The 23,663-nt window shown below is 37.8% G+C and carries 17 protein-coding genes; 16 read left to right on the forward strand and 1 reads right to left on the reverse strand.

Annotation, left to right across the window (positions count from 1 at the left end; genetic code table 11):
- The first annotated feature begins 141 nt into the window (after positions 1–141).
- The 4 genes from VB797_RS27800 (at position 142) to VB797_RS27810 (ending at position 5,929) form a co-directional block, all read left to right on the forward strand.
- Positions 142–1,604 (forward strand): IS5 family transposase gene (locus tag VB797_RS27800; protein ID WP_416350942.1). Its coding sequence is split into 2 segments (ribosomal slippage): positions 142–561 and positions 564–1,604, totalling 1,461 coding nucleotides; the frame shifts between segments, so codons are not numbered across the junction.
- A gap of 126 nt (positions 1,605–1,730) precedes the next feature.
- A complete protein-coding gene (locus VB797_RS35075) occupies positions 1,731–1,982 on the forward strand; it encodes a double zinc ribbon domain-containing protein (RefSeq protein ID WP_416350943.1) in 252 nt (83 codons plus the stop codon).
- 58 nt (positions 1,983–2,040) lie between these two features.
- Positions 2,041–5,052 (forward strand): Tn3 family transposase, encoded by a 3,012-nt coding sequence (locus tag VB797_RS27805; RefSeq protein WP_323241007.1) that lies wholly within the window; start codon positions 2,041–2,043, stop codon positions 5,050–5,052.
- A gap of 97 nt (positions 5,053–5,149) precedes the next feature.
- Positions 5,150–5,929, forward strand: coding sequence for a hypothetical protein (locus VB797_RS27810; protein WP_323241008.1), 780 nt, complete (start codon positions 5,150–5,152; stop codon positions 5,927–5,929).
- A gap of 226 nt (positions 5,930–6,155) precedes the next feature.
- On the opposite strand, the gene VB797_RS27815 is transcribed toward VB797_RS27810, so the two are convergent.
- Positions 6,156–7,487: an energy transducer TonB gene (locus VB797_RS27815; RefSeq protein ID WP_323241009.1), complete on the reverse strand. Its 1,332-nt coding sequence runs from the start codon at positions 7,485–7,487 to the stop codon at positions 6,156–6,158.
- A gap of 418 nt (positions 7,488–7,905) precedes the next feature.
- Between VB797_RS27815 and VB797_RS27820 the strand changes: the two genes are divergently transcribed.
- The 12 genes from VB797_RS27820 to VB797_RS27875 all read left to right on the forward strand — a co-directional run bounded on the left by VB797_RS27820 (position 7,906) and on the right by VB797_RS27875 (position 23,603).
- Positions 7,906–8,559, forward strand: coding sequence for a MotA/TolQ/ExbB proton channel family protein (locus VB797_RS27820; protein WP_323241010.1), 654 nt, complete (start codon positions 7,906–7,908; stop codon positions 8,557–8,559).
- A complete protein-coding gene (locus VB797_RS27825) occupies positions 8,543–8,947 on the forward strand; it encodes a biopolymer transporter ExbD (RefSeq protein ID WP_323241011.1) in 405 nt (134 codons plus the stop codon). Before VB797_RS27820 ends, VB797_RS27825 begins: the two co-directional genes overlap by 17 nt.
- Positions 8,948–9,102: 155 nt before the next feature.
- Positions 9,103–10,107: an AraC family transcriptional regulator gene (locus VB797_RS27830; RefSeq protein ID WP_323241012.1), complete on the forward strand. Its 1,005-nt coding sequence runs from the start codon at positions 9,103–9,105 to the stop codon at positions 10,105–10,107.
- A gap of 328 nt (positions 10,108–10,435) precedes the next feature.
- Positions 10,436–13,069: a TonB-dependent receptor domain-containing protein gene (locus tag VB797_RS27835; protein ID WP_323241013.1), complete on the forward strand. Its 2,634-nt coding sequence runs from the start codon at positions 10,436–10,438 to the stop codon at positions 13,067–13,069.
- Positions 13,070–13,392: 323 nt separating this feature from the next.
- Positions 13,393–14,871, forward strand: a complete 1,479-nt coding sequence (locus tag VB797_RS27840) for an aspartate aminotransferase family protein (RefSeq protein WP_323241014.1) — start codon at positions 13,393–13,395, stop codon at positions 14,869–14,871.
- Positions 14,871–16,403: an aspartate aminotransferase family protein gene (locus VB797_RS27845; protein ID WP_323241015.1), complete on the forward strand. Its 1,533-nt coding sequence runs from the start codon at positions 14,871–14,873 to the stop codon at positions 16,401–16,403. Before VB797_RS27840 ends, VB797_RS27845 begins: the two co-directional genes overlap by 1 nt.
- A gap of 244 nt (positions 16,404–16,647) precedes the next feature.
- The gene (locus VB797_RS27850; protein ID WP_323241016.1) at positions 16,648–17,601 is read left to right on the forward strand and encodes an IucA/IucC family protein; all 954 of its coding nucleotides are present in this window, start codon (positions 16,648–16,650) and stop codon (positions 17,599–17,601) included.
- A 2-nt stretch (positions 17,602–17,603) separates the two neighbouring features.
- The gene (locus VB797_RS27855) at positions 17,604–18,497 is read left to right on the forward strand and encodes an IucA/IucC family protein (protein ID WP_323241017.1); all 894 of its coding nucleotides are present in this window, start codon (positions 17,604–17,606) and stop codon (positions 18,495–18,497) included.
- Positions 18,498–18,531: 34 nt separating this feature from the next.
- A complete protein-coding gene (locus VB797_RS27860) occupies positions 18,532–19,107 on the forward strand; it encodes a GNAT family N-acetyltransferase (protein WP_323241018.1) in 576 nt (191 codons plus the stop codon).
- Positions 19,071–20,408 (forward strand): lysine N(6)-hydroxylase/L-ornithine N(5)-oxygenase family protein, encoded by a 1,338-nt coding sequence (locus tag VB797_RS27865; protein ID WP_323241019.1) that lies wholly within the window; start codon positions 19,071–19,073, stop codon positions 20,406–20,408. The genes VB797_RS27860 and VB797_RS27865 overlap by 37 nt, the downstream gene beginning before the upstream one ends.
- The gene (locus VB797_RS27870; protein ID WP_323241020.1) at positions 20,405–21,604 is read left to right on the forward strand and encodes an MFS transporter; all 1,200 of its coding nucleotides are present in this window, start codon (positions 20,405–20,407) and stop codon (positions 21,602–21,604) included. The genes VB797_RS27865 and VB797_RS27870 overlap by 4 nt, the downstream gene beginning before the upstream one ends.
- 145 nt (positions 21,605–21,749) lie before the next feature.
- Positions 21,750–23,603: an IucA/IucC family siderophore biosynthesis protein gene (locus VB797_RS27875; RefSeq protein ID WP_323241021.1), complete on the forward strand. Its 1,854-nt coding sequence runs from the start codon at positions 21,750–21,752 to the stop codon at positions 23,601–23,603.
- The last annotated feature ends 60 nt before the right edge of the window (positions 23,604–23,663 follow it).

A 23,663-nucleotide genomic window follows, 5' to 3' on the forward strand; every position in this document is an offset into this window, starting at 1 on the left:
GGGCTTGCTGAATAAATACAAAAATGTAATGCAGCATACATTTCAGACTAAAGGTATATATTCATGTGCAAGAAAAAACTCTAAAATGTCTTAAAACCCTTGCATTACCGTGAGAAGCAGCAAAATCTGCGAATAGTATATATGTACCGTTTTGAGGAGCAAGTTCAAATCCCAACAGAAAATTTTGAACTTCCTTTCGAGGGGAAGTTATCGGAAAATAATCGTTGGGTGATTATGGCTTCATTGATACCTTGGTCAGAATTTGAAGAAGAATATGCTTCAATTTTTTCCGAGGAGATAGGGGCACCTGCCAAATCTTTTAGGATGGCATTAGGTGCTTTAATAATTAAAGAGAAACTAGGGATAAGTGATAGAGAAACTGTAGAACAAATCAAGGAGAACCCTTATCTACAGTATTTTATAGGATTATCATCCTATAACGATAAAACTCCATTTGATTCATCTATGCTAGTTCACTTTCGTCAAAGGATAGGAGTAGAACTAGTAAATAAAATAAATCAAGAGATGGTTAAGAAGATGCTAGAAGAAACATCTTCTCAATCAAATCAAAAAAAAAAGAATTAAATAATTCAAGAAACCGTGGAAAGCTGATATTAGATGCAACTTGTGCGCCAAGCGATATTAGTTATCCTACGGATTTGGGACTATTGAATCAAGCTAGAAAGCATACTGAAAAAATCATAGATTATCTATACGAACAAGTTAAAAGTCAACTAGATAAAAAGCCAAGAGCTTATCGTCAAATTGCCCGAAAAAATTACTTAAAAGTTGCTAAAAAACGTCGAGTATCCAAACAGGAAAGAACAAAAGCAATTAAAAAACAACTACAGTATATAAAGAGAAATATCTCTCATATTAAACAGTTAGTTAATATGGGAGCCATTCTATCTGAATTGAGTAATAGACAATATAAAATATTATTAGTAATAAGCGAAGTTTATCGTCAACAATTGTGGCTATACGAAAACAATAAGAAGACTATTGAAGACCGTATTGTTAGTTTAAATCAACCACATATCCGTCCAATTGTTCGAGGTAAAGCGGGGAAACCTGTAGAGTTTGGAGCGAAATTATCAGCTAGCTACTTTGACGGATATGTATTTTTAGACCATATAAGTTGGAATAACTTTAATGAATCAGGAGACTTAAAAACACAAATAGAATCTTTCAAAAACTATACTGGTTATTATCCAGAATCCGTTCATGTTGATAAAATTTATCGCACACGAGAAAACCGAGATTGGTGTAAAGAACGAGGTATTAGAATCAGTGGACCTCCTTTGGGTAGACCTTCTTCCAATATTACTAAAGAACAAAAAAAGCAAGCTGCCTCGGACGAGAAAATTCGTAGTTCTATTGAGGGAAAGTTTGGCCAAGGTAAAAGAAGATTTGGTCTCAATCTGGTAATGACTAAGCTTTCTCAAACTTCTCAAACTGCGATTGCAATTACTTTTTTAGTGATGAATCTTTCTACTCATCTATCACGTCTACTGAAGGATTTTTTATGTCTATTTTTCAGAAATACATCTTTTTTACAGCTTAGTATTACTAAGAATTATACTTTACTTACTTTAAGCAAATAAAAACTTATGTTTTATCCTTCCTCTAATAAATAATAAATCTCCATACCGCTCTTTTGTTACTTTTTCAGCAAGCCCTACTTAGAAGCAATTTGTAACGGTTCCGAAATATTACAACCATTTACTAGTATAAAATTTTGTCCTCAATGCTGGATTCCAGGAACACCAACAGAACCAATTTGGAATGATATTAGGTCATTACACTGCTTCATGTGCGGGCATGAGCTTATTTCTCATTGTCTTAAGTGTGGAAAGTCAGTAAGAACTTTTCAGCACTCCTACTGTCCTTATTGTGGCTTTTACTACAAAAATACAATTGCTGAAATTGGTAGTAAGAAAACACTACTTAAAAGAAAAAAATCTAAAACTAAGAAAAAGTGAATGTTTTGTTTTATATCTATAAAAGTAATACCAGGATGGGCAATCCATCAATATCAGAGTGACATCTATAGAACGCACCGCTTACCCAAGATTTAAACGCCAATTTACCACCAAAGAACTTACAGAAATATATACACCGACCAATTCAGAAATTGCTTTTGCTTACAGTGCGACAAAAGGTGAAAGTAATATCCTTAATCTACTTGTTATATTGAAATCATTCCAAAGACTAGGTTATTTTCCTTCTATTGCGGATATCCCACTAAAAATAATAAACCATATTCGCAGTCATTTAAAATTTAAAGATGATATTGTTTTAGGCTATGAAAGCAAAAAAACAATGTATCGACATCGAACAGCTATCCGCGAATATCTGACTGTTAAATCTTTTAATCAAACTGCGCTACATCTAGCAGTATCGGCAGTAAATGAATCTGCGACTGTAATGGATAATCCTGCGGATTTGATGAATGTTGCGATTGCCGAATTAATCAAAAATAGATATGAGTTACCAGGATTTAATACATTAAATAGATTGGTACGCCGAGTTAGGAATTTAGTCAACCAAAATTTATTTAAAGTAGTACTTGGTCGTTTGAGTAATGATTATCAACAACGCTTACTTGACCTTCTAGATAATCATCCAGTGGAATATAGAAGTCTCTATAATAATATTAAGCAACTTCCTAAGCGCCCAACTCGCAACCATCTCAATGATTTAATTGTACATTTAATCTGGCTTGATTCTTTAGGAGATATTAAACCATTACTTACCGGAATTACAGCAGCTAAGATTCAACACTTTGCTGCGGAAGCGAGGGTGTTAGATGCGAGTGAAATCAAAGAATTTAATTTACCAAAGCGCATTACTCTTATACTATGTTTAATTTACTCGGCACAAGTGACAACGCGAGATAATTTGGTTGAGATGTTTCTAAAAAAAATGCGGTTGATACATAACAATGCCAGGAAAGAATTAGAACTTATCAAACAAAGATATCAGGAAACTGTTGAAAAGTTACTCTTGATTCTCGGAAATGTTCTCCATGTATGGGTTGATGAAGAGCAAGATTTGACTAACATTGAGAAAGTTGATAAGAAAGAGATAGTTAATAATACCGATAAAGTCGAACAAGTTAATCAGCTACTTGTTACAGAAGGTGGTGCTGAACAGTTGTTGAGTGAATGTGAGGCAATAAATGCCTATAAAGGGAATAATTACTTACCTCTATTATGGCAATTTTATAAAAGTCACCGCAGTACTTTCTTCCGATTGTTAAATACTTTGAAGTTTGAATCTACTACTAGCGAACAAAGTGTAGTTAAAGCATTAAATTTTATACTAAAAAATCAGTCAAAGCGAGGGCACTATTTAGGAAATGCTATTGACTTAGATTTAGAATTTGCTTCTCCTCAATGGCAGAAACTTTTATTTGTTGAACAAGGAAACAAAACTAAAATTGTTCGTCGCCATCTAGAAGTTTGTGTGTTTTCTTACTTGATGACTGAACTGAGGACGGGAGATATCTGCGTTATTGGTAGCGAAAATTATGCCGACCACCGAGAACAGCTATTACCTTGGTCTGAATGTTTACCATTAATTGACCAGTATTGTGAAGATTTAGGTTTTGCATCGAATGCTTCGGATTTTGTTGAACAACTTAAGGGATGGTTAACTGATACGGCAATCATTGTAGACGCTGGTTATCCCGATAATCGTCAGCTTGTAATTAATGATTTGGGTGAACCTGTATTAAAAAAATCATTGCGCCATGATTTAAGTCCCGAAGCTAAAGCTCTGCTTGTAGCTGTGGAAGAACGTTTTCCGGAACGCAATTTAATTGATGTTCTACGGAATGTTGACTACTGGACTAATTTTACACGTCACTTTGGACCCATGAGCGGGAGTGATCCGAAGTTGGAGCGAGCGACGGAACGTTATTTGCTAACTAGTTTCACTTATGGTTGTAATCTCGGGCCAACTCAAGCTGCAAGACATATGCGAGGTATTGTTACTGCGAAGGAGATATCATTTGTTAATCGCCGTCATGTGAGTGTAGATAAACTTAATGCAGCCCTTGTAGATATTATTAATCGCTACAATGTTTTAAAACTTCCAGGTATTTGGGGCGATGGGACAACTGCTGCTGCGGATGGTACTAAATATGAACTCTACGAAGAAAATCTGCTGTCTGAATATCACATTCGCTACGGTGGCTATGGGGGTATTGCTTACCACCATGTTTCTGATACCTACATAGCTTTATTTAGCCATTTTATTTCCTGCGGAACTTGGGAAGCCGTTTATATTATCGAGGGTTTATTAAAAAATTGTTCTGAGATTCAGCCTCATACGGTTCACGCTGATACTCAGGGACAATCAACACCTGTGTTTGCATTGTCACATATGTTGGGGATTAAATTGATGCCCCGAATTCGGAATTGGAAGGATTTAATTTTCTTCCGCCCCTCTTATGATACGGTTTACGAACATATAGATTCTTTGTTCAAGGATACAATTAATTGGGATAAAATAAAAAACCATTGGCAAGATATTTTACAGGTTGTGTTATCGATTCAAACTGGTAAGATTTCGAGTGCGGTATTGTTACGAAAGCTGGGGAATTATAGTCGTAAAAATAGGTTATACCAGGCTTTTCAAGAATTGGGGCGAGTAGTAAGAACGGTATTTCTGTTGCAATATATTTCGGATATGAAGTTGCGAAAACAGATTACTGCGGCAACCAATATCGTTGAAGCTTATAACGGTTTTTCAAAGTGGTTTTTCTTCGGTGGTTTTGGAGTTATTTCTAATAACGACCCAATCGAACAGGAGAAGATTATTAAATACAACGATTTGGTTGCCAATGCTGTTATCTTCCAGAACGTTGTAGATTTAACTGATGTTTTGCGGGACTTACTGAAAGCTGGTTATTCAATTACTCGTGAAGATGTGGCAGCGTTAAGTCCTTATATGACCAGTAATATCAAGCGTTTCGGCGATTATCTAATTGATATTGATGCTGTACCGAATTTGTTGGATGATGAAGGGCTTTTGGTTTTAGCTTGAGCAATTGTCAAGGTATTGCAGAGCAAGGGTTGTAGAGTTATTGTTACATAACTTTACAACGTGTCCCATTTTGCGCGTATCCCGGCTATACCCCGTTTTGGATGTAGAACAACGTGAAAGCATTGGTTGGCTCGCTTCTCAGTTTGGAACTGAAATGGCGATCGCAAATCTCATGAAGAAGATAAAACCAGACATTCTCCAATACCCCACACCTAAATTTCAACTACCCGCAGTTTCGGAACCGAAATGGCAGCAAGCAAAAAGCTATCTTACCAACACCTATGGAATTAGCGACAAAGTTTTAGAAACAGAACATTCCCACAATCGTATCTATGCTGACAATCAAGGTAATGCTGTAATTAAGCACTATTTAATTGCCCCCAGTAGAGAACATTTAAAGCAAGAAACTGTGGTAACGGGAGCTAGTATTGTAGGTGAGAAATTCAATGGAGTAGCATTAGGCTCCAGTCGTACAGAAGGTTGGTTTGGTATCGGATTTAACGAAGGTAAACTACCTCAAGTTGCTCTAGCAGATTCGCCGATTGAGGTATTATCCCTTGCATCGCTCAATCCAAAGCCTAAAAAACCAACAGTATTTCTAACAGCAAATGGTTCTATTTCAGAAAGTCAGATACATTTACTGCAACGCATTCAGTCAAATGGTAGCGAAATCATATTAGCGACGAGCGCTACATCTTATGGAGAGAAGCTAGCCAAACAAGTATCGGAACAATTAGAAGAAACTCGTAGAGTCAAGCCCCAAGCGGGTGAAACTTGGAATGATGATTTACTACTTCTTCGCGAACAACTCCGACAAGAAAGGGAAAGACTGCAACAAAAACAAAAATCGGTTAAGCGAGGTATTGAATTAGACTAATACGGGGAGCCGCACCTGCGAACGCTGCGCTAAAACAGGCGATGATGCTCCCGCAATCCAGTATATTACTCGTTTATTAACGTTATTCCTCTAATGCGGGGCATCACAACGCCCGTTTTTCACAGGTGCTTTTAGCTACAAAGTGTGAGATGTTTTTTCATAGAAGGCTGCTGTAATTAACCAATGTTTTTAATGTTAACCTCTCCTAACAAAAAAGTAATTGGCTTTATTGAAGTTCGTATTTAGTAACAATCCTTACTCCTTGTCTTCCATTGGAACTGGGTTTGAGTTTCCAGTTACGTGCTAACTTCAGATGTTCCTTATCCAATCTGCTGTTTCCGCTAGAACTAAGCAGTCGCACGTTAGTAACATTACCTTGGGCATCAGTATCAACAGTTACGGTTATTTGCCCTTCAATTCCTCGACGTTTTGCCCAAACTGGGTAAACCTTGTCGCACTTACGACAAGCTGCGCGTCCGTCACCGTCACCAACCTCTTCACCCGTACCGCTACCCAAACCATTACCTCCAGAACTAGGAGAGGTAGGTGCAGTTGCAACATTACTACCTCCAAAAGTACGTCTTTTCCTTCTAGGGCTACTATTGCTACTTTCACCAATATCAGAATTACTGTTATTAGAAGTATTAGGTGAAAATGGTGCTGTATTGTTGCTGCTGATTTTCGTATTTTCTTGGCTCTCTCTAATTCCTGAAAGAGTATCTCTTAAATTTCCACTATCTTGTTGAGTTGGTTGGGGTGCTTGTACAGGAGGATTGGAAGGAGTCGAAAATTCCCGTGGTGTTCTTCTAGAGTTTCTTTCTTGTGCGAGCAAACGTTTTAAATCTTCGTCAGCTTCCTGAGTTGGCTTCGGTGGTTCTATAGGGGGAGTAGTATCTGTAGAAAATTCCCGTGGTGTTCTAGGTTCTGCTTCTAGCTTTGATTGAGGTATTGATAATTGATTATTATTTTTAGCGATGGGTTCAGTTTTTTCTGGTTTCGGTTCCGGCTTTGGTTGTGGTGGAATTACTGGCTTTTCACGTACTGCTACCGGAGGGTCTGAAGGTAAAACGGGCGATAATGGTTCTTTGAATGGTTTAAAGGGGGCAGTTTCAGATGAAGGAAGCTGTTGCCGTACAACGGGTGGTGCTTGCTCTCTGACTCTGCGTTGCGTTGGTATCGGTTCGGATTTTGACGTTGCTCGACTTCCACCGCTAATTTGAGACTGGCTCGGAATACTGTCTAAATCAGGTTTGACTTTATTTGTGTCAACAATCGGAAGTTTTGGTTCTAGCTTTGGCTCTATCTTTTTCGGTTCTGGCTTTGGCTTCGGTTTTACTTCCTGTTTTGGCTCAATTTCTTCAGGAGGAGCATCAAGAAGAGTTATTTCAACTGGTTCTGAATCAATTTCAGGTACCTTGTTTAATAAATATCTGCCAATACCGGAAGCCAGCAACGCTACATGAAATATAAGCGAGCCGATTAAACTGCACGCTAGAAAAAGTCTTAGAGCTTTTAATTCTCTTTCCCGCTGCTGTAAAGCCGTGCTTGAAAAGCTCATGGTTTAAAATAATTAATTGATATAAATTTGCATTAACTTGGAATTGTAAAAGAATTAAAGGTAGAAGTCAATCAATTTTTCTAGATAATTACTTCATAATTTGTAGCAATTACTGGCTTACCGATACCTTTAATTCGGAACTTAAACTACATTGTTGCAGCAAATACATTTTTTAGATTAAAAGTACTACAACTCCTGTTATATAGACTTTTGGTTGCCTGCTATATTTACAATCATAGCAACTAAACACCTTCATTTAGCAGGTATAAATACCTTTGAACTTACTCTATTCTTAATTTTCTATGCTTTAGAATGATTGACATATATTCTCATTTGCTCTAAGTTAATTTGATAACTACTATCATCTACCTCTATAGATATTAGTAGTAACTTTCATTAATGCGTTTGAGAGCTATAAATGGGAATGAATAATCTATTCTCGGCAGGTGGGGTAGTCATGATACCGCTGCTGGGTTTTTCGGTGTTGGCATTAGGGCTGATTGTCGAAAGGATCGGCTTTTGGCTGAAAATAAATAATCGTCAGACTAAAGTAGTACGAGATGTCTTAAATCTCTATCGTCGCAATAATGTTGTGGGTGCAATTGATGGATTGCGTCATAACGCAGATTTACCCATCGCTCGGATGTTTCTCACTGCTTTAGAACTAGAAGAACCGACTCCGGAAGAGTTTCGTTTGGCATTGGAAAGTGAAGCGCAAGCTGAGATACCTTTACTCAAACGCTTCCAAAATATATTTGATACTATAATCTCCCTCGCGCCGTTATTGGGTCTTCTCGGTACAGTTTTAGGTTTAATTGGTTCTTTCGCTTCTTTAAATCTTGGTGATGTAGGAGGTACTCAAACAGCGAATGTAACTGGTGGTATTAGTGAAGCGTTGGTTTCCACTGCTGCGGGGTTAGTCGTAGCGATTTTCACGCTGATGTTTGCCAATGCATTTCGAGCCATGTATCAAAGACAGATAGCATTGATTCAAGAATACGGTGGAGAATTGGAATTACTTTACCGTCGTTATTACGAACGAGGAAAAAAAGATTATGCGTCTACCAGATGAAGCGGATGTACCAGCACAAATTAATATTGTGCCGATGATTGATGTGATATTCGCGATTTTGACATTTTTCATCATGTCAACACTGTTTTTGACTCGTCAAGAAGGATTACCAGTCAATTTACCCCAAGCATCAACTGCCAAAAAAGCAACTCAACCAGCACGAGTTACCCTAACTGTAGATAAAGCAGGTGCAATATTTTTGAACAAGCAGCCGATTACTTTAGATAAGTTAGAAGCAGGGGTGAAAGCAAAAGTCAAGCCCGAACAGCCTTTAATGGTGGTTTTGAATGCAGATGAAGGGGTGAATCATGGAAAAATTGTCGCGGTTATGGATAGGGTGCGACGGGTAAAGGGTGCTTCTTTAGCTATAGCCACTCGTCGAGACTAATTTAATTAACTTTGATTATCAGTTTTGTTGTCATCAAAATATGCATCGTAAATTCACCACGGAATGTAGAGAGACGGGGCATATTGCTACGTCTCTTGGAAATAGATGCGATCTAAATAAGATTTGCGCCCATATTAGATATAGATAAAATAGACATGACAATCACTGTCTCAAGCCACGATTGGAAAGAGTTTTGGCAAGAAGAGAAACAACAGCAAAATGATTCGAGTTGCTTAAATAACCACGAACACATTTGGAGTTTTTCTAATCATTTAGGAAAGGGTTATCAACAACAAATTTTTCTTCGTTCGGGTATATTTATTTATATTCATAAATTAGAATTTGTAGATAATATTGTTGAAATAATTTGTTCTCAAAAGTTTTTACCTGAATTTGGTTTTCATCTCAAGGGAAAGCGTCAGTTAGTAGATGGAATTTATCATCAAGCGGGAGAAAACTTCTTAGCGGTAGGACCTTGTTTAAGTGGGACTCAAGAATGGTCTGCTAATACTCAAATTCTCAAGGTTGATATACATATTGAGCCGTCTATTTTAGGAATTTATTTACGCGACCATAATCAAAAAACTCCTTCCGAATTAAATCAGCTTTTAGAAGGGAAAGACGATCAATTTTATTTTCACCCCGGTAAAACAACACCTCAAATGCAAGTTTGTTTGCATCAAATTTTAAATTGTCCCTATCACGGTGCGACTCGACAAATTTATTTAGAAAGTAAAACTTTAGAATTAATTGCGATGCGTTTGCAAGAAGTTTTTTCAGAAGATGAATCCCAACATTCTGTATCTAAAGTGATTCGGGCGAATGACATTGAGCGAATTTACCATGCTAAAGAAATTTTACGCTGCAATTTTGAAAATCCCCCTTCCTTACCAGAATTAGCCCGTAAGGTGGGCTTGAATCAACGCAAACTCAAACAAGGGTTTCGTGCTTGTTTTGGTACTACTGCTTTTGGATATTTACATGATTACCGCATGGAGCAAGCCAGACTGTTATTGACGGATACTCAAATGGGTGTAACTCAAGTGGCTTACGGTGTTGGTTATGCTAGCTTACCGTCTTTTAGTGCGGCTTTTCGCAAAAAATTCGGCATCTGTCCGCGAACTTATACTACAAAAAATCAGAAAGTACCTTTGGAATAAAAAACAGTCCGTTTGCGATAAGACTTTAAACCTGAATTTAATGTAATCTTATTTCTAGTAATTGCAAAAAATTCTTAATTATCAAAAATTTACGGTAAATGCAATGGAAGCTTTTTTGATTAAATTATTGCTTTGATAAACAACTGACAAAAAATAATTCATTTAATCTCGCACTACCTCATTTTCCGCTGCAAATCTTAAAAGCCTTGTTTAATAGGCTTTTATGTAAGTCTGATGATGCTTTTAAAGGATATTTTCGCCGTATCTAAATTACAACTCGGTATTGTTCTCAAACACTTAATTATTTTATTCATCTTGTAAGGAAAGAATGAAACTACAGCAATTACTACAAATTATTATATTGACTGGTTTAGTCGGAGTGTTGGGAAATAATCTTGCTCAAGCTGAGGAAGTATTTGCTAAAAGTGAAGAAACGAAAAAAATTGAGAGTTCCCGCAAGTTGGCACAGTCATCACCTCAAGTAATAAAAGTGACTGGGGTTAGGTTAAATCAAACGGATAAAGGTATAGAAATAATTTTAGAAACAACTTCTGCTCGAAATTTGCAAGTTGTTAATCGCAGTCAGGGTAATGATTTTATTGCAGAAATTCCCAACGCTCAACTCAGCGTGTCTGAGGGAAATGCATTTACGGTTAGCAAGCCGATACAGGGAATTAGTGAGATAGAAGTAATCAATAAAGATGCAAATACTATTCAGGTAAAAGTAACGGGAGAAACAGCTTCACCACAAGTTGAGTTATTTGATAATAATACGAGTTTAATTTTTGGATTACAACCAACAGCACCTACCGCTCAAACTCCTGAAAAACCCGCAGCAACTCCACCATCACAGGAATCGGAAACACCGCAAAAGCCTACCACTTCTCAACGAGAGGGAGATAATAATCAGCCCATTGAACTGGTTGTAACTGCAACCAGAACCCAGCAAGATATTCAAAAGGTACCGCGTTCGATAACGGTTATCAATCGCTCGGAACTTGAACAGCAAACTAGATTATCGCGTAACTTAATCGAAATTCTCGGTAAATCAGTACCCGGTTTAGCACCTCCGACTCAAAGCGGGAGTAATTTTGGATTGTCTTTACGGGGACGCAATACTTTAGTTTTAATTGATGGGGTTCCTCAGTCCACAACTCGTAACGCTTTCCGAGATTTGAAAACCATCGATCCCTCTGCAATCGAACGTGTGGAAGTTGTACGCGGTCCGAGTGCGATTTATGGTGATGGTGCAACGGGTGGTGTGATTAATATTATTACCAAACGTGCCGATACAGATAGATTGAGTTCAAAAACAGAATTCGGTGTAAATGCTGCTTTGGGAGAATTAGAAGAAGATAGTTTCGGCACTAATTTTCAACATACAATTTCTGTTAACGAAGGTAAGGTTGATTTTACGGGCAATATTTCATTTACTAATACTGGCAGTTATTTCGATGCAGAAGGAGACAAAATTCCTTCCGACCCCAACGCCCAAGGTGGTTTTGCCGATGCTCGCAGTATTAATTTATTCGGTAAATTAGGTGTCAATTTTGACGATTATCAACGATTGCAACTAACATTTAACCGCTTTGACGAAAAACAAGATACAGATATTGCTAGCGACCCAACTGTTAATACTATACCGGGAAGACAAAAGGCTCGCGCTATTGAAGGACTTAGTTTAGACGAACTTCCAGGTAATGAAAACACGCTGTTAAATTTACAATACAATCATGACAACCTGTTAAATAGTAAAGTTCAGGCTCAAGTATATTATCGAAACTATCTGACAAGATTCTTCCCTTTTGATGGTCGTGCATTCGCTAGTTTGGGTAACGAAATCATTCAATCAGAAGTAGATTCGGAAAAATATGGTGGACGCTTGCAGATTGAAACTCCTTTATTTGATGGGGAAAAAGCCAAATTACTCTGGGGTGCAGATTATTTCAAAGAAGAAACATCCCAGATTGTTTCTACCTTTGATGGAGATGTCTTTGATTCTAGTGGGGGATTAGTTTTTAGTAAAAATAACGAACGCACTTGGGTTCCACCTCTGGATTTAAGCAGTCTGGGAATATTTGCTCAGTTAAATTTGAATCTTGGCGAAAAGTTAGTTTTAAATGGCGGTGTACGTTATGAAAACTCCGATGTTAGCGTTGAGGATTTTAGTACTTTAGCCAATCCCGACGTTAATATAGAGGGTGGCGACCTTGATTTTGATGCAACTCTATTTAACGCCGGAGCAGTATACTCAATTACCGATAACGTCAGTGTATTTGCTAATTTTTCGCAAGGATTCTCCCTCTCAGATATTGGTTTATCACTCCGCAACGCACCACCAGGATTTTCTGTAGAAACTTTACGTCCGGAACCGCAAAAAGTAGATAGTTATGAAATCGGTGTACGGGGTAGATGGAATAAACTTCAAGCATCTTTATCTGCTTTCTATAACGAATCAGAATTAGGTACTACCTTTACTGCTCCAGGAACAATTATCCGCGCACCGGAAAGAATATATGGCTTAGAAGCAGCCCTTGATGTCAAACCCAGTTCCAGCTTTGCTTTGGGCGGAACTCTTACTTTAACTGGAGGTGAAATTGATATTAATAATGATGGTAACTACAGCGCTTTAGATGGATTTCGGATTCCACCATTAAAGCTGACGGCTTATGTGGAGAATGAAACTCTACCAGGATGGAGCAATCGTCTACAAGCTTTATTCTCAGGAAACCGAGATTTGTTTGAAAATAATACTAGTTTTGGTAGAAGACCTGTAGAAAGCTATTTTGTACTAGACTATATCAGCAGCATTAAACTTGGTGCGGGGACACTGCAAATTGGTGTTGAAAATCTTTTAGATAACCAATATTTTCCCGTTGTTTCCCAATTACAGGCTAATGATAGTTCTTATAGTGCTGCAAGAGGTAGAACTTTGAGCGTTAGATATTCAGTAGACTGGTAAGCTTTGAGAAAGGCAGCAGCCCACCAAATGCTTTCTTAGCCTAGAGACTGGGAACGAGACTACACAGAATTTTTCGGAAAATTGATTTTAATAAAACGGGAAAATGCGCTAAAACATTGGTGCAAATCACTCATCTGCGGACATGATATGAGTTTGTAGTGATTACAACTATGTCATAACTGAATGCTCATATTCTTTTCTATCATGATAAATAATTGTTTATAAAAAGTAGTGTTTTTATTTCCAAAAAGTTATAAGATAATTGAAAGTATTTTTCAATAAGCCAAGTAATTTATTGTTAAACGCACAAAGAGGTATTTAAAATGCAACCGCAAGAAAATGGTTCGCATCTTTGTCATGGCGAGAATGTCGTTTTACCATTAGTATCTGGAAAGATTAGCCGTGCAGAATCCAAACTTGAGAATTATTATGAAATACCGGGAGCAGCATCAAAGCATTATTTAGAACGTCAAAAAATTCGGGAATCTAATGCTAGAAGCTATCCCCGTCGTATCTGTATGGCGATCGCAGAAGCTAAGGGAATCTATATCAAAGATGCTGATGGTAATATCTACTTTGACTGTCTGGCGGGTGCTGGAACTTTAGCTTTAGGACATAATCACCCTGTTGTACTTGATGCGATTAGAGATAGTTTAGATGCGAATCTACCTTTACATACTTTAGATTTAACCACCCCAGTTAAAGATGCATTTGTAGAAGAACTATTTGCCAGTTTACCCGCAGAATTTGCTCGGAATGCCAAAATCCAATTTTGCGGACCATCGGGAGCGGATGCAGTGGAAGCAGCGATTAAATTGGTGAAAACTGCTACCGGACGACGCAGTATATTGTCATTTCATGGTGGCTATCATGGTATGACTCATGGAGCTTTGAGCTTGACTGGTAGTCTCGATCCCAAGCAGGCGATCGCCGGTTTAATGCCAGATGTGCATTTCTTACCTTATCCATATCATTATCGTTGTCCTTTTGGTTTTGGTGGTGACGCAGGACATCAAACTAGTAGCCGCTATATAGAGTCGATTCTCAGCGACCCAGAAAGCGGGATTGTGACTCCAGCAGGAATGATTTTGGAAGTTGTTCAGGGAGAAGGGGGAGTAATTCCGGCTCCCGATGACTGGATGCGAGAGATTCGCCGCATTACCCGCGAACGTCAGATACCCTTAATTGTGGATGAAATTCAGACTGGTTTGGGACGAACTGGAAAACTTTACGCTTTTGAGCATTCGGGGATAATTCCAGATGTCTTGTTGTTATCGAAGGCAATTGGCGGCAGTTTACCATTATCAGTTGTTCTCTACCATAAAAAGCTGGATAAATGGGCTGCTGGCGCTCATGCTGGGACATTCCGGGGAAATCAACTGGCTATGGCAGCAGGGGGTGCTACATTGCGGTATATTTTGGAAAATCGCCTTGCAGAACATTCAGATGTAATGGGCAAGCGTTTGATGAAGCATCTGTGTCAAATTCAAAATGAATCCTGCTGTATGGGTGAAGTTAGGGGAAGGGGGTTGATGATTGGTGTAGAAATCATTAATCCCTCAGCAGAAAAAGACTTTCGAGGCAATTATCCGACTTATCCCCAACTCGCTAGTTGCATTCAAGCCGAGTGTTTGCGTCGGGGTTTAATTATCGAAATTGGCGGTAGATTTAGTAGTGTGGTTCGTTTCTTACCTCCTTTAATCGTTACCCCCGAACAGATTGACAGCATCAGCGAGATTTTTCAAGCATCTGTAAAAGCAGCAGAACAACAATTATTATCCGTTCTTTCCCAAGCATCCTGATGGTAATACAATCGGTAAATTCCTCTATTGTGGAGGACTTAGACAGCTTTGAGAGCTATTTTTTAACCGACTCTCCCCAGAGTATAGCCGCATACCGAGAAGCGATGGTAACAGCCCAAGAAGCAATAATTGAGGATTTTGCCAGTCAAAAGCAACCTTATAGCGGTGCTAACCCCCAAGATTTAGCAAAAATCCTCGCAACTATCGAACCTTGTCCGGAATTTGGCTGTCAATTGCAACAAATTCTCAAATATATTAGTGAGAATATTCTCAAGAACTCGGCGATTGTTTCCCATCCTACTTGCATTGCTCACTTACATTGTCCCCCTTTATTATCATCTCTTGCTGCGGAGGTCTTAATTAGTGCGAGCAATCAATCAATGGATTCTTGGGATCAGAGTCCGGGTGCAACTTTACTAGAACAACGGTTAATCGATTGGTTGTGTAAAATATTTGGCTATGATGCGAAGGGGGACGGTGTATTTACTAGTGGCGGTACTCAGTCTAACTTTATGGGGTTGTTGCTGGCTAGAGATGCCTTTGCCCTTCGTAGGTTGAATTGGTCAATCCAGCAGCAGGGATTACCCCCGGAATTTCAGCGTTTTCGCATTCTCTGCTCTGATGTATCGCATTTTACTATTCGTCAAGCAGCTTCATTGTTGGGATTGGGACAGCAAGCGGTGGTGATGGTGGAGAGCGATCGCAATTATTGCCTTGATGCTGATGCTGTAGAGCGCAAGTTAGCAGAATTACAGTCAAAAGATTTATTACCTATAGCGCTAGTGGGTACGGTGGGAACTACGGATTTTGGCAGTATCGATCCGTTGTCAGAATTAGCAGATTGTGCGAGAAAATATGGGTTGTGGTTTCATGTGGATGCAGCTTACGGTGGTGCGTTGATATTAAGCGACAAGCATAAACATAAAATAGATGGTGTTTGGGCTGCTGATTCGATTACCGTTGATTTTCATAAACTGTTTTATCAACCAATAAGTTGCGGGGCTTTTTTGGTTAAAGAGCGCGATAATTTTGAATTAATTAAGTTACACGCTGATTATCTTAATCCCGAAACTAATGAAGATGCTGGAATTCCGGATTTAGTCACTAAGTCGGTGCAAACGACTCGACGTTTTGATGCTTTGAAATTGTTTGTTTCGCTTCACAGTTTGGGGAGAAAAAAGTTTGCTCGGATGATTGATAGCACAATCGAATTAGCTCAAGAAACAGCAAGTTTAATTAAAAGTAAAGAGAAATTAGAATTAGCGAATTATCCCGCGATTAATGCTGTAGTTTTTCGTTATCTTCCCAGTCAAAATGCAACAGATTTCGATTGTAAAAGAGCGAATCAGGTTAACAGTCAAATTCGGATGCAGTTAATGCAGCAAGGAATAGCTATATTAGCGCAAACCAAGATTGGTGAATTGACGTACTTAAAGTTTACTTTACTCAATCCCCGCACGAGCGTTGTAGATATTAAGAGAGTTTTGCAAGCTATTCAAAACATTGGTGATGAGTTACGGGGAACTGAATAATAAATCACAGATATAGATAGATTGAAGAATTTAAAATGTAAAATTCAAGAATATTACTCGTTTTTTCAATGATTACTGGTTTTAAAACAACCGCAGAGACGCTGAGAACGCTGAGGGAAGAAAGAGAGAGAGATAGCTAATTTTAGAGCAAGGAGGGAGTGAATTATTTTGCTCCGAATTCAATAAATATACTGCTATCGGTTCCTCTTTTTTTTAAGTATAAAATCTGAGAAATAAAAAAACTATGATGCAACATACAATTACCAAACCTGAAGTAAGTTTACAAACACAACATCTTAGTGAGAAAGGAATTGCCGAACAAGCTACAATTCAAAGTTTCTTAAATTGCTATTTGCGAGAAACTAATATTGGTGAATTTATTAAAAATACAGCTACAAGTAAAGATATAGCATTTACGGAAATTCTGAATCGGACTGGTGCTAATTCACTGTTTTGCTGTACTTTAAAGCATCAATGTTTAAGAATTTTAATTGGAGTTAAATATTGGTCACTTACGGGCAGACATATATTTACATACCCGCTGTTTTATCAACCAAATACGGGCAATTTATTAGAATTAGATTATGTGACATTAGTAGCTTTGATTACTAAAGAGTTGGTTTTAGATAGTGGTAGCAACAGCCATCAAGATGAATTGTTGTCAAGAGTAATTCAAAGCAATAGCTATATTGAAAAGTTTGTTCGGGAGAGAAAACAAGATCGGGAATCACTTTATAATTTTAACAACTCTTTTATTGATACAGAACAAGCGTTAGTATTTGGACATCATTTGCATCCAACACCAAAAAGCCGTCAAGGTTTTTCTGAGTCGGAATTATTTACTTATTCACCGGAATTAAAAGGTAGTTTTCCCCTACATTATTTTCGCGCTCATCAATCAATTACTGTAGAAGGTTCTGGATTATCGCAAACAGCGACAGCATTAATTAAAACTGAATTAATTCAAGATACAACAGTTGATGGTGATTTTAAGCAAAAGTATTGTCAAGAAGATGAATATTCTCTATTACCAATTCATCCTTGGGAAGCAAATTATCTACTTAGTAAACCGGAAGTTCAAGAGTTAATTAATCGGGGATTATTGCAAGACTTGGGTGAGAAAGGTAAAGCATATCAACCTACAACTTCAATTCGGACAGTTTATCATCCTCAATCGGCATTTATGCTGTATCATTAAATGTGAAAATTACTAACTCTTTGCGGGTAAATCTATATAAAGAATTAGAAAGAAGTGTAGAAGTTTATCGGATATTATCGGGTAAGATAGGTAACGAATTACATGACAAATTTCCGGATTTCAATATTATTCGTGACCCGGCTTATATTACAATTCAAATTGATGGTGTACCCGTGGATGGTTTTTCAACAATTTTACGAGAAAATCCATTTTTAGATCGTCCTGAAACTGATGCAACTTGTTTAATTTCTTTATGTCAGGATTCAATTTTTGGTGATACTTCCCGATTAAAGAAAATTATTCAGCAATTAGCGCAACAAGAATCTCGTTCAACTGAGGAAGTCAGTTTAGATTGGTTTAGAGATTATCTAAAGATTTATTTGGAACCAATTCTATGGCTGTATTTTACCTACGGTATTGGTTTAGAAGCGCATCAACAGAATAGCGTATTGCAGTTGGAGAATGGTTATCCCAAACGTTTCTTTTATCGAGATAATCAAGGATATTATTATCGTCGCTCTTGTCATCAATTATTAGATAGTATTTTACCGGGTATCAGTCAAAAGAGTGAAACAATTTGCGATGATGCTGTTGTGGATGAGCGTTTGGGTTATTACCTCTTTATTAACAATTTGTTTGGATTAATTAATGCTTTTGGAGTAGCGGGTGTTGTGGATGAAAAGTTATTGCTCAAAGATTTAAGAAGTAAGTTAGAAGAATATATAGATTTAGCTCCACAATCTGTAAGTTTATTAGATAATTTACTTTTTCAATCACAATTACGTTGTAAAGCAAATCTTTTAACTCGTTTTCACGATATGGATGAATTGGTAGGTTCTGTTGCTACCCAATCTGTTTATGTAAGTATTGACAATCCTTTATATGTTGTCAATTAGAAATTAAAACCAATCATAAGTAAACGCAAATAAAATGTCGTTAATTACTGATAATTACACCTACAAAACGCTTGACTCAGAGATTAATAAAACCATTGCTTTTTGTCCAGTCAGTTTATCAGAAGATTTGGATAAAATTCACAAATGGATGAATCAAGATTATGTGATTTCTTTTTGGAAGCTAGGATTTGATAAAGATAAAATTCAGCAGCATTTAGAAAAGGCTTTAGCAGATAAACATCAAACTCTCTATATTGGCTTTATCGATGATGTTCCCATGAGTTATTGGGAGTCATACTGGACAATTGATGATGTTATATCTGGTTGTTATCCTGCGAAAAAATATGACCAAGGAATTCATTTATTGATTGGCGATCGCAATTTTTTAGGTAAGGGTTATGCTTTACCTTTATTACGTGCCATGACCTTTTTTAAATTTAAAAATTCCCCAACTCAGAAAGTGATTGCAGAGCCAGATATTCGTAATAAAAAGATGATTTACATATTTGAAAAATGTGGCTTTGTATTTCAAAAAGAGATTTTGTTGCCCGATAAAAGCGCGGCTTTGATGTTTTGCAAACGTCAGCATTTTATGGAGAAATGGAAGTGATGGAAAATGATGTTTATGATGTAATTGGTGTGGGGATTGGACCTTTTAATTTAGGTTTAGCAGCACTCTTAGAACCTGTTACCGAAATCAAGTCTTTATTTATCGAACAAAAAACCAAGTTTGAATGGCATCCGGGTTTATTAATTGCAGGAAGTTCAATTCAAGTACCATTTTTAGCTGATTTAGTCACAATGGCTGAACCTTGCAGTCAGTTTAGTTTTCTCAGCTATTTAAAAGCTAAATCTCGTCTTTATCAATTCTACTTTTGGGAGGAATTTCATATTCCGAGACGGGAATACAATCATTATTGTCAATGGGTAGCAGAACATTTATCAAGTTGTTGTTTTGGACAACGAGTACAAGCTATTTCTTGGCAAGAAGAATCTCAGCTATTTGAAGTTGAAATCAAAGATGTTAAACATAATACTAGTTTAATTTATCATTGCAAAAATTTGGTTTTAGGAGTTGGTTCTGCTCCTCAAATACCTGCTTGTTTCCAAGATATTAAATCCGAGCATATTTTTCACTCAGCGGAATTTTTACATAGACGAGAAATCCCCCGAAAATCAAAATCTGTTACGGTAATTGGTTCCGGACAAAGTGCAGCAGAGATTTTCTACGAACTGTTACAAGAACAGGAAAATTACCAGTATGAAATTAATTGGTGTACTCGTTCCTCTGGTTTCTTGCCAATGGAATATTCTAAGCTGGGATTAGAACATTTTTCTCCTGACTATATCCATTATTTCTACAGTTTATCTCCCCAGAAACGAGACGATTTAATCAAAAAGCAAGATTTACTTTATAAGGGTATTAGTATTAGTACCATTAGCAAAATATATGACTTGCTTTACGAGCGTTCCGTCGCCGATAATTATCCCAATATCAAATTAATTTCTGGGGTAGAAGTTAAGGAAGTCGAAACTATAAATAACCGCTATCGTCTTAGCTATCGTCATTCCCATCAAGACGAACCATTTAGTCATGAAACTGACTGTATTATTCTCGCTACGGGATATCGTCACGCTATACCGGATTGTATTGCAAATATCCGCGATTTGATGCAGTGGGATGAAAAAGGACGCTATCAAGTCAACTTTGATTATCATCTGGGTTTGACAAAAGATATCCCCAACCGGATTTTTGTCCAAAACGCAGAATTACACACTCACGGTGTTGGTGCGCCAGATTTAGGTTTGGGTTGTTATCGCAACTCTGTAATTATTAATACGTTAACGGGAAAAACAGTTTACCCGGTAAAACGTCAGAACGTCTTTCAGCAATTTGGAATAGCGGCATGAGATATCGCCAAAACTTAGTATCTTTTGCACTATTTTTATGCGTATTCCTAGCGGTATTTAACGAGGTATTACTCTCACCATTTTATCCTCAGTTTTTTCGCAAGGTATTTGGTGTTGAGGATTTAGCCTATACCGGGTACTACATCTTTATCTGTCGCTTGACTGTGGTGCTGTGTGCGCCGATATGGGGTATTTTATCCCGCAATATCGAGGTTAAATATCTACTCTACATCGGTCAAGCGGGTACGGCAATTATGACGGCTTTGATGGGAACAAGTAACAGTGCTTCCCAGTTTCTGGTTTATACCATCATCCTATTGCTGTTTAAAAGCAGCTACCTGTTGGTTTATCCCTTGATTATTCAGCTAGCAGGAAAACAAAAACGGGCTACAGTTGCAGGAATTTACCAAGCCGTGTTTCACGGTGCAATTGTTGCTGCAACCATTGCTGGTGCGGGAATGGTGAATTTTGCCACACCCTTAAGGTTGTTTTATCTAATTGCAATTGCAGATGTTGTACAACTAATTATTTGCATCTACATTTTGCAAGGTGTTTCTGCTCGAAAAGAGGATAAACAAAATAGTGAAAATGCTCCTGTAGTTAGCAATCAGTTGGGTTTTATTGTTGCCATCGGGATGGTAATTCTCAGCTTTCAACTAGCAAATAATTTAGTCCGTCCCTACTTTACGGAATACGTCACAACCAACTTTATTAACATCAATCTGCTTTCTAGTAGTTTGCTGTTTTTAATACCCAGCATCATGGCGATCGCTGCTTTACCTTATATTCGTAAAGCTTGCAAACCCAAAGCTTTACCGTCTATTTACTTAGTAGGAATATGCTTATTAGCTACTAGTTTGTTTTTCCAAGGTTGGACGCAAAATATTGTGGTTTTAATCTTAGCGCGAGTGGTTTATGGATTTTGTTTGGCAGTGACGCAAGCAGCTTTAGAATTACAATTGTTTAATAGTAGTGCTTCTAATCGTCTGCATTTTAATTACAGCCTGACAACTTCTTTCGCCAATGTGGGACATCTCGCAGCACCTTTGATGGCTTCTTGGTTAGTCAATACTTATAGTTTAGCCGTGCCTTTTTTAGCGGCTGGGGTAATTGGCAGCGTCAATTTAATCTTTGCAAGATTTGCAGTTTTTAAGAAGTCTTCTCTTCCGCTTTCTAAAATTAGTCATCATCCTTAGTTTTTCGGGATGCGTTGACATAAAAATAATATCTTTTTAAACGCAAAGTGACGCATTGACGCGGAGCGTCTTCCCCAAGGGTAGATAAGCGCAGAGGAGCGCGGAGTTTTCAACAAAAATATTTCATTAAATAGGAAAAACAATAATGGATTCTTTATCAATTCTGAATCAAGCATTACAACCAGAAACTTGGCAAATTGTCGGGAATAATTTACTTGCAAAAATGCTTTCTGAGTTTATGTATGAGGAGATTATTCAACCGGAAGTAGTGGAAGAAAAGCCAGATTTTACAGTTTATCATCTTTCTTTACCTGAAGGTATTGCTTACCGTTTCCAAGCGAAAAAACGCTTGTTTGATTCTTATCGGGTTATTCCCACATCCTTACAACGTCGGGAGGGGAAAGAATGGTTCAGTGCTGCTAATCCTCTACAATTTGTTCTGGATATTCATACTGCTGTGGGAATGACAGCGGAAACTACTGCTCATTTAATCAAGGAATTGAGCAATACTTTACTTGCAGATGCCCATATTCAATTTAAACAAGCAACTCAAAATATTGATTTAACAGAGTTAGATTATCCCCATTTAGAAGGAGAAATGGAAGGACATCCTTGGATTACTTTTAATAAAGGACGTATCGGTTTTGGTTATGATGATTACCTGGCTTATGCTCCGGAACAAAAACAACCAGTAAATCTATTTTGGATTGCAGTTAAACACCATCGTTCTCAGTTTCAGGCTATCAAAGAATTAGATTACCAAACTTTGATGCAAGAGGAATTAGGAGAAGCAATCCTTGCTAAATTTACCTCTGTCTTGAAATCGCAAAATATTGATTCCGAAAATTATTATTTCTTGCCAGTTCATGGATGGCAGTGGAAGAATATTATTATCCCCTTATTCGCTTCCGAAATCGCGACTAAATCCATTGTTCCCCTTGGTGAAAGCGACGATAAATATCTCCCCCAACAATCCATCCGCACTTTTGCAAATATCACCAATCCCCACAAACGCTACGTCAAGTTACCACTGAGCATTTTAAATACTTTGGTTTATCGCGGTTTACCCGGTGAAAGAACTGTAGTTGCTCCCCAAGTAACCGAGTGGATTAAATCAATTTACGATAATGACTCTTTCCTTAAAGATGAATGTCGCTTCATTCTTCCTGGAGAAATTGCCACTATCAATTACGATCATCCTTACTACAGCCAATTTTCCGGCGCACCTTACCAATACAAGGAAATGTTAGGTTGTTTGTGGCGAGAAAGCGTATTAACTTATACTGAACCCGACGAACATCCGATTACTTTAGCGGCTTTACTGCACGTTGATGGTAGCGGTAAACCCTTTGTATCCCAACTTGTGGAACGTTCTGGAATCAGTTTAGAAGCATGGCTATCTCGTTTATTTAACGTAATCTTGCCACCATTACTACACTATCTCTATCGCTACGGTGTGGTGTTCTCTCCCCACGGGGAAAACACGATTGTGGTACTCAAGGATTCTATTCCCCACCGTTTAGCGATGAAAGATTTTGTTGATGATGTGAATATCAGTCGTCATCCTCTACCAGAATTAGAAACTTTACCCGAAAAATTAAAAACAGTATTGCTTACAGAACCCCCAGAAGGCTTATGTCAGTTTATCTTTGCTGGGTTATTTATTTGCCATCATCGCTATCTTTCCGACCTGTTAGCAGATTACCATAACTATCCAGAACAAAGCTTTTGGCTGCAAGTACGAGAGACGATTTTAAATTATCAAAGTCGTTTTCCCGAAATGCAAGCCAGATTTGAAATATTTAACCTACTTGCACCCCAATTTACAAAATTGTGCCTGAATCGCAATCGATTGTTAACTTATGGCTACGCTGACGATGGCGATCGCCCTCATGCAGCTGCCTATGGAAAAGTAAATAATGCTTTATACGAGGTGAGTGAATTATCTTCATCCAATGCTAACTTTTCTCAATACTCGGCAAATTACTTGACAAAATGATTCGCCAGACGGTTAGCTATAAGTAAGGTTGTCTTCTTTTTGGGCAACCATTAAAACTAA

Source organism: Rivularia sp. UHCC 0363 (assembly GCF_034931125.1).
Classification (GTDB): domain Bacteria; phylum Cyanobacteriota; class Cyanobacteriia; order Cyanobacteriales; family Nostocaceae; genus Rivularia.

Bases quoted from the DNA above. Each gene is read 5' to 3' on its own strand.
- VB797_RS27815 (WP_323241009.1), bottom strand. From the start codon at position 7,487: ATGAGCTTTTCAAGCACGGCTTTACAGCAGCGGGAAAGAGAATTAAAA.
- VB797_RS27860 (WP_323241018.1), top strand. From the start codon at position 18,532: ATGTCGTTAATTACTGATAATTACACCTACAAAACGCTTGACTCAGAG.
- VB797_RS27825 (WP_323241011.1), top strand. From the start codon at position 8,543: ATGCGTCTACCAGATGAAGCGGATGTACCAGCACAAATTAATATTGTG.
- VB797_RS27845 (WP_323241015.1), top strand. From the start codon at position 14,871: ATGGTAATACAATCGGTAAATTCCTCTATTGTGGAGGACTTAGACAGC.
- VB797_RS27850 (WP_323241016.1), top strand. From the start codon at position 16,648: ATGATGCAACATACAATTACCAAACCTGAAGTAAGTTTACAAACACAA.
- VB797_RS27870 (WP_323241020.1), top strand. From the start codon at position 20,405: ATGAGATATCGCCAAAACTTAGTATCTTTTGCACTATTTTTATGCGTA.
- VB797_RS27875 (WP_323241021.1), top strand. From the start codon at position 21,750: ATGGATTCTTTATCAATTCTGAATCAAGCATTACAACCAGAAACTTGG.
- VB797_RS27820 (WP_323241010.1), top strand. From the start codon at position 7,906: ATGGGAATGAATAATCTATTCTCGGCAGGTGGGGTAGTCATGATACCG.
- VB797_RS27840 (WP_323241014.1), top strand. From the start codon at position 13,393: ATGCAACCGCAAGAAAATGGTTCGCATCTTTGTCATGGCGAGAATGTC.
- VB797_RS27835 (WP_323241013.1), top strand. From the start codon at position 10,436: ATGAAACTACAGCAATTACTACAAATTATTATATTGACTGGTTTAGTC.
- VB797_RS27830 (WP_323241012.1), top strand. From the start codon at position 9,103: ATGACAATCACTGTCTCAAGCCACGATTGGAAAGAGTTTTGGCAAGAA.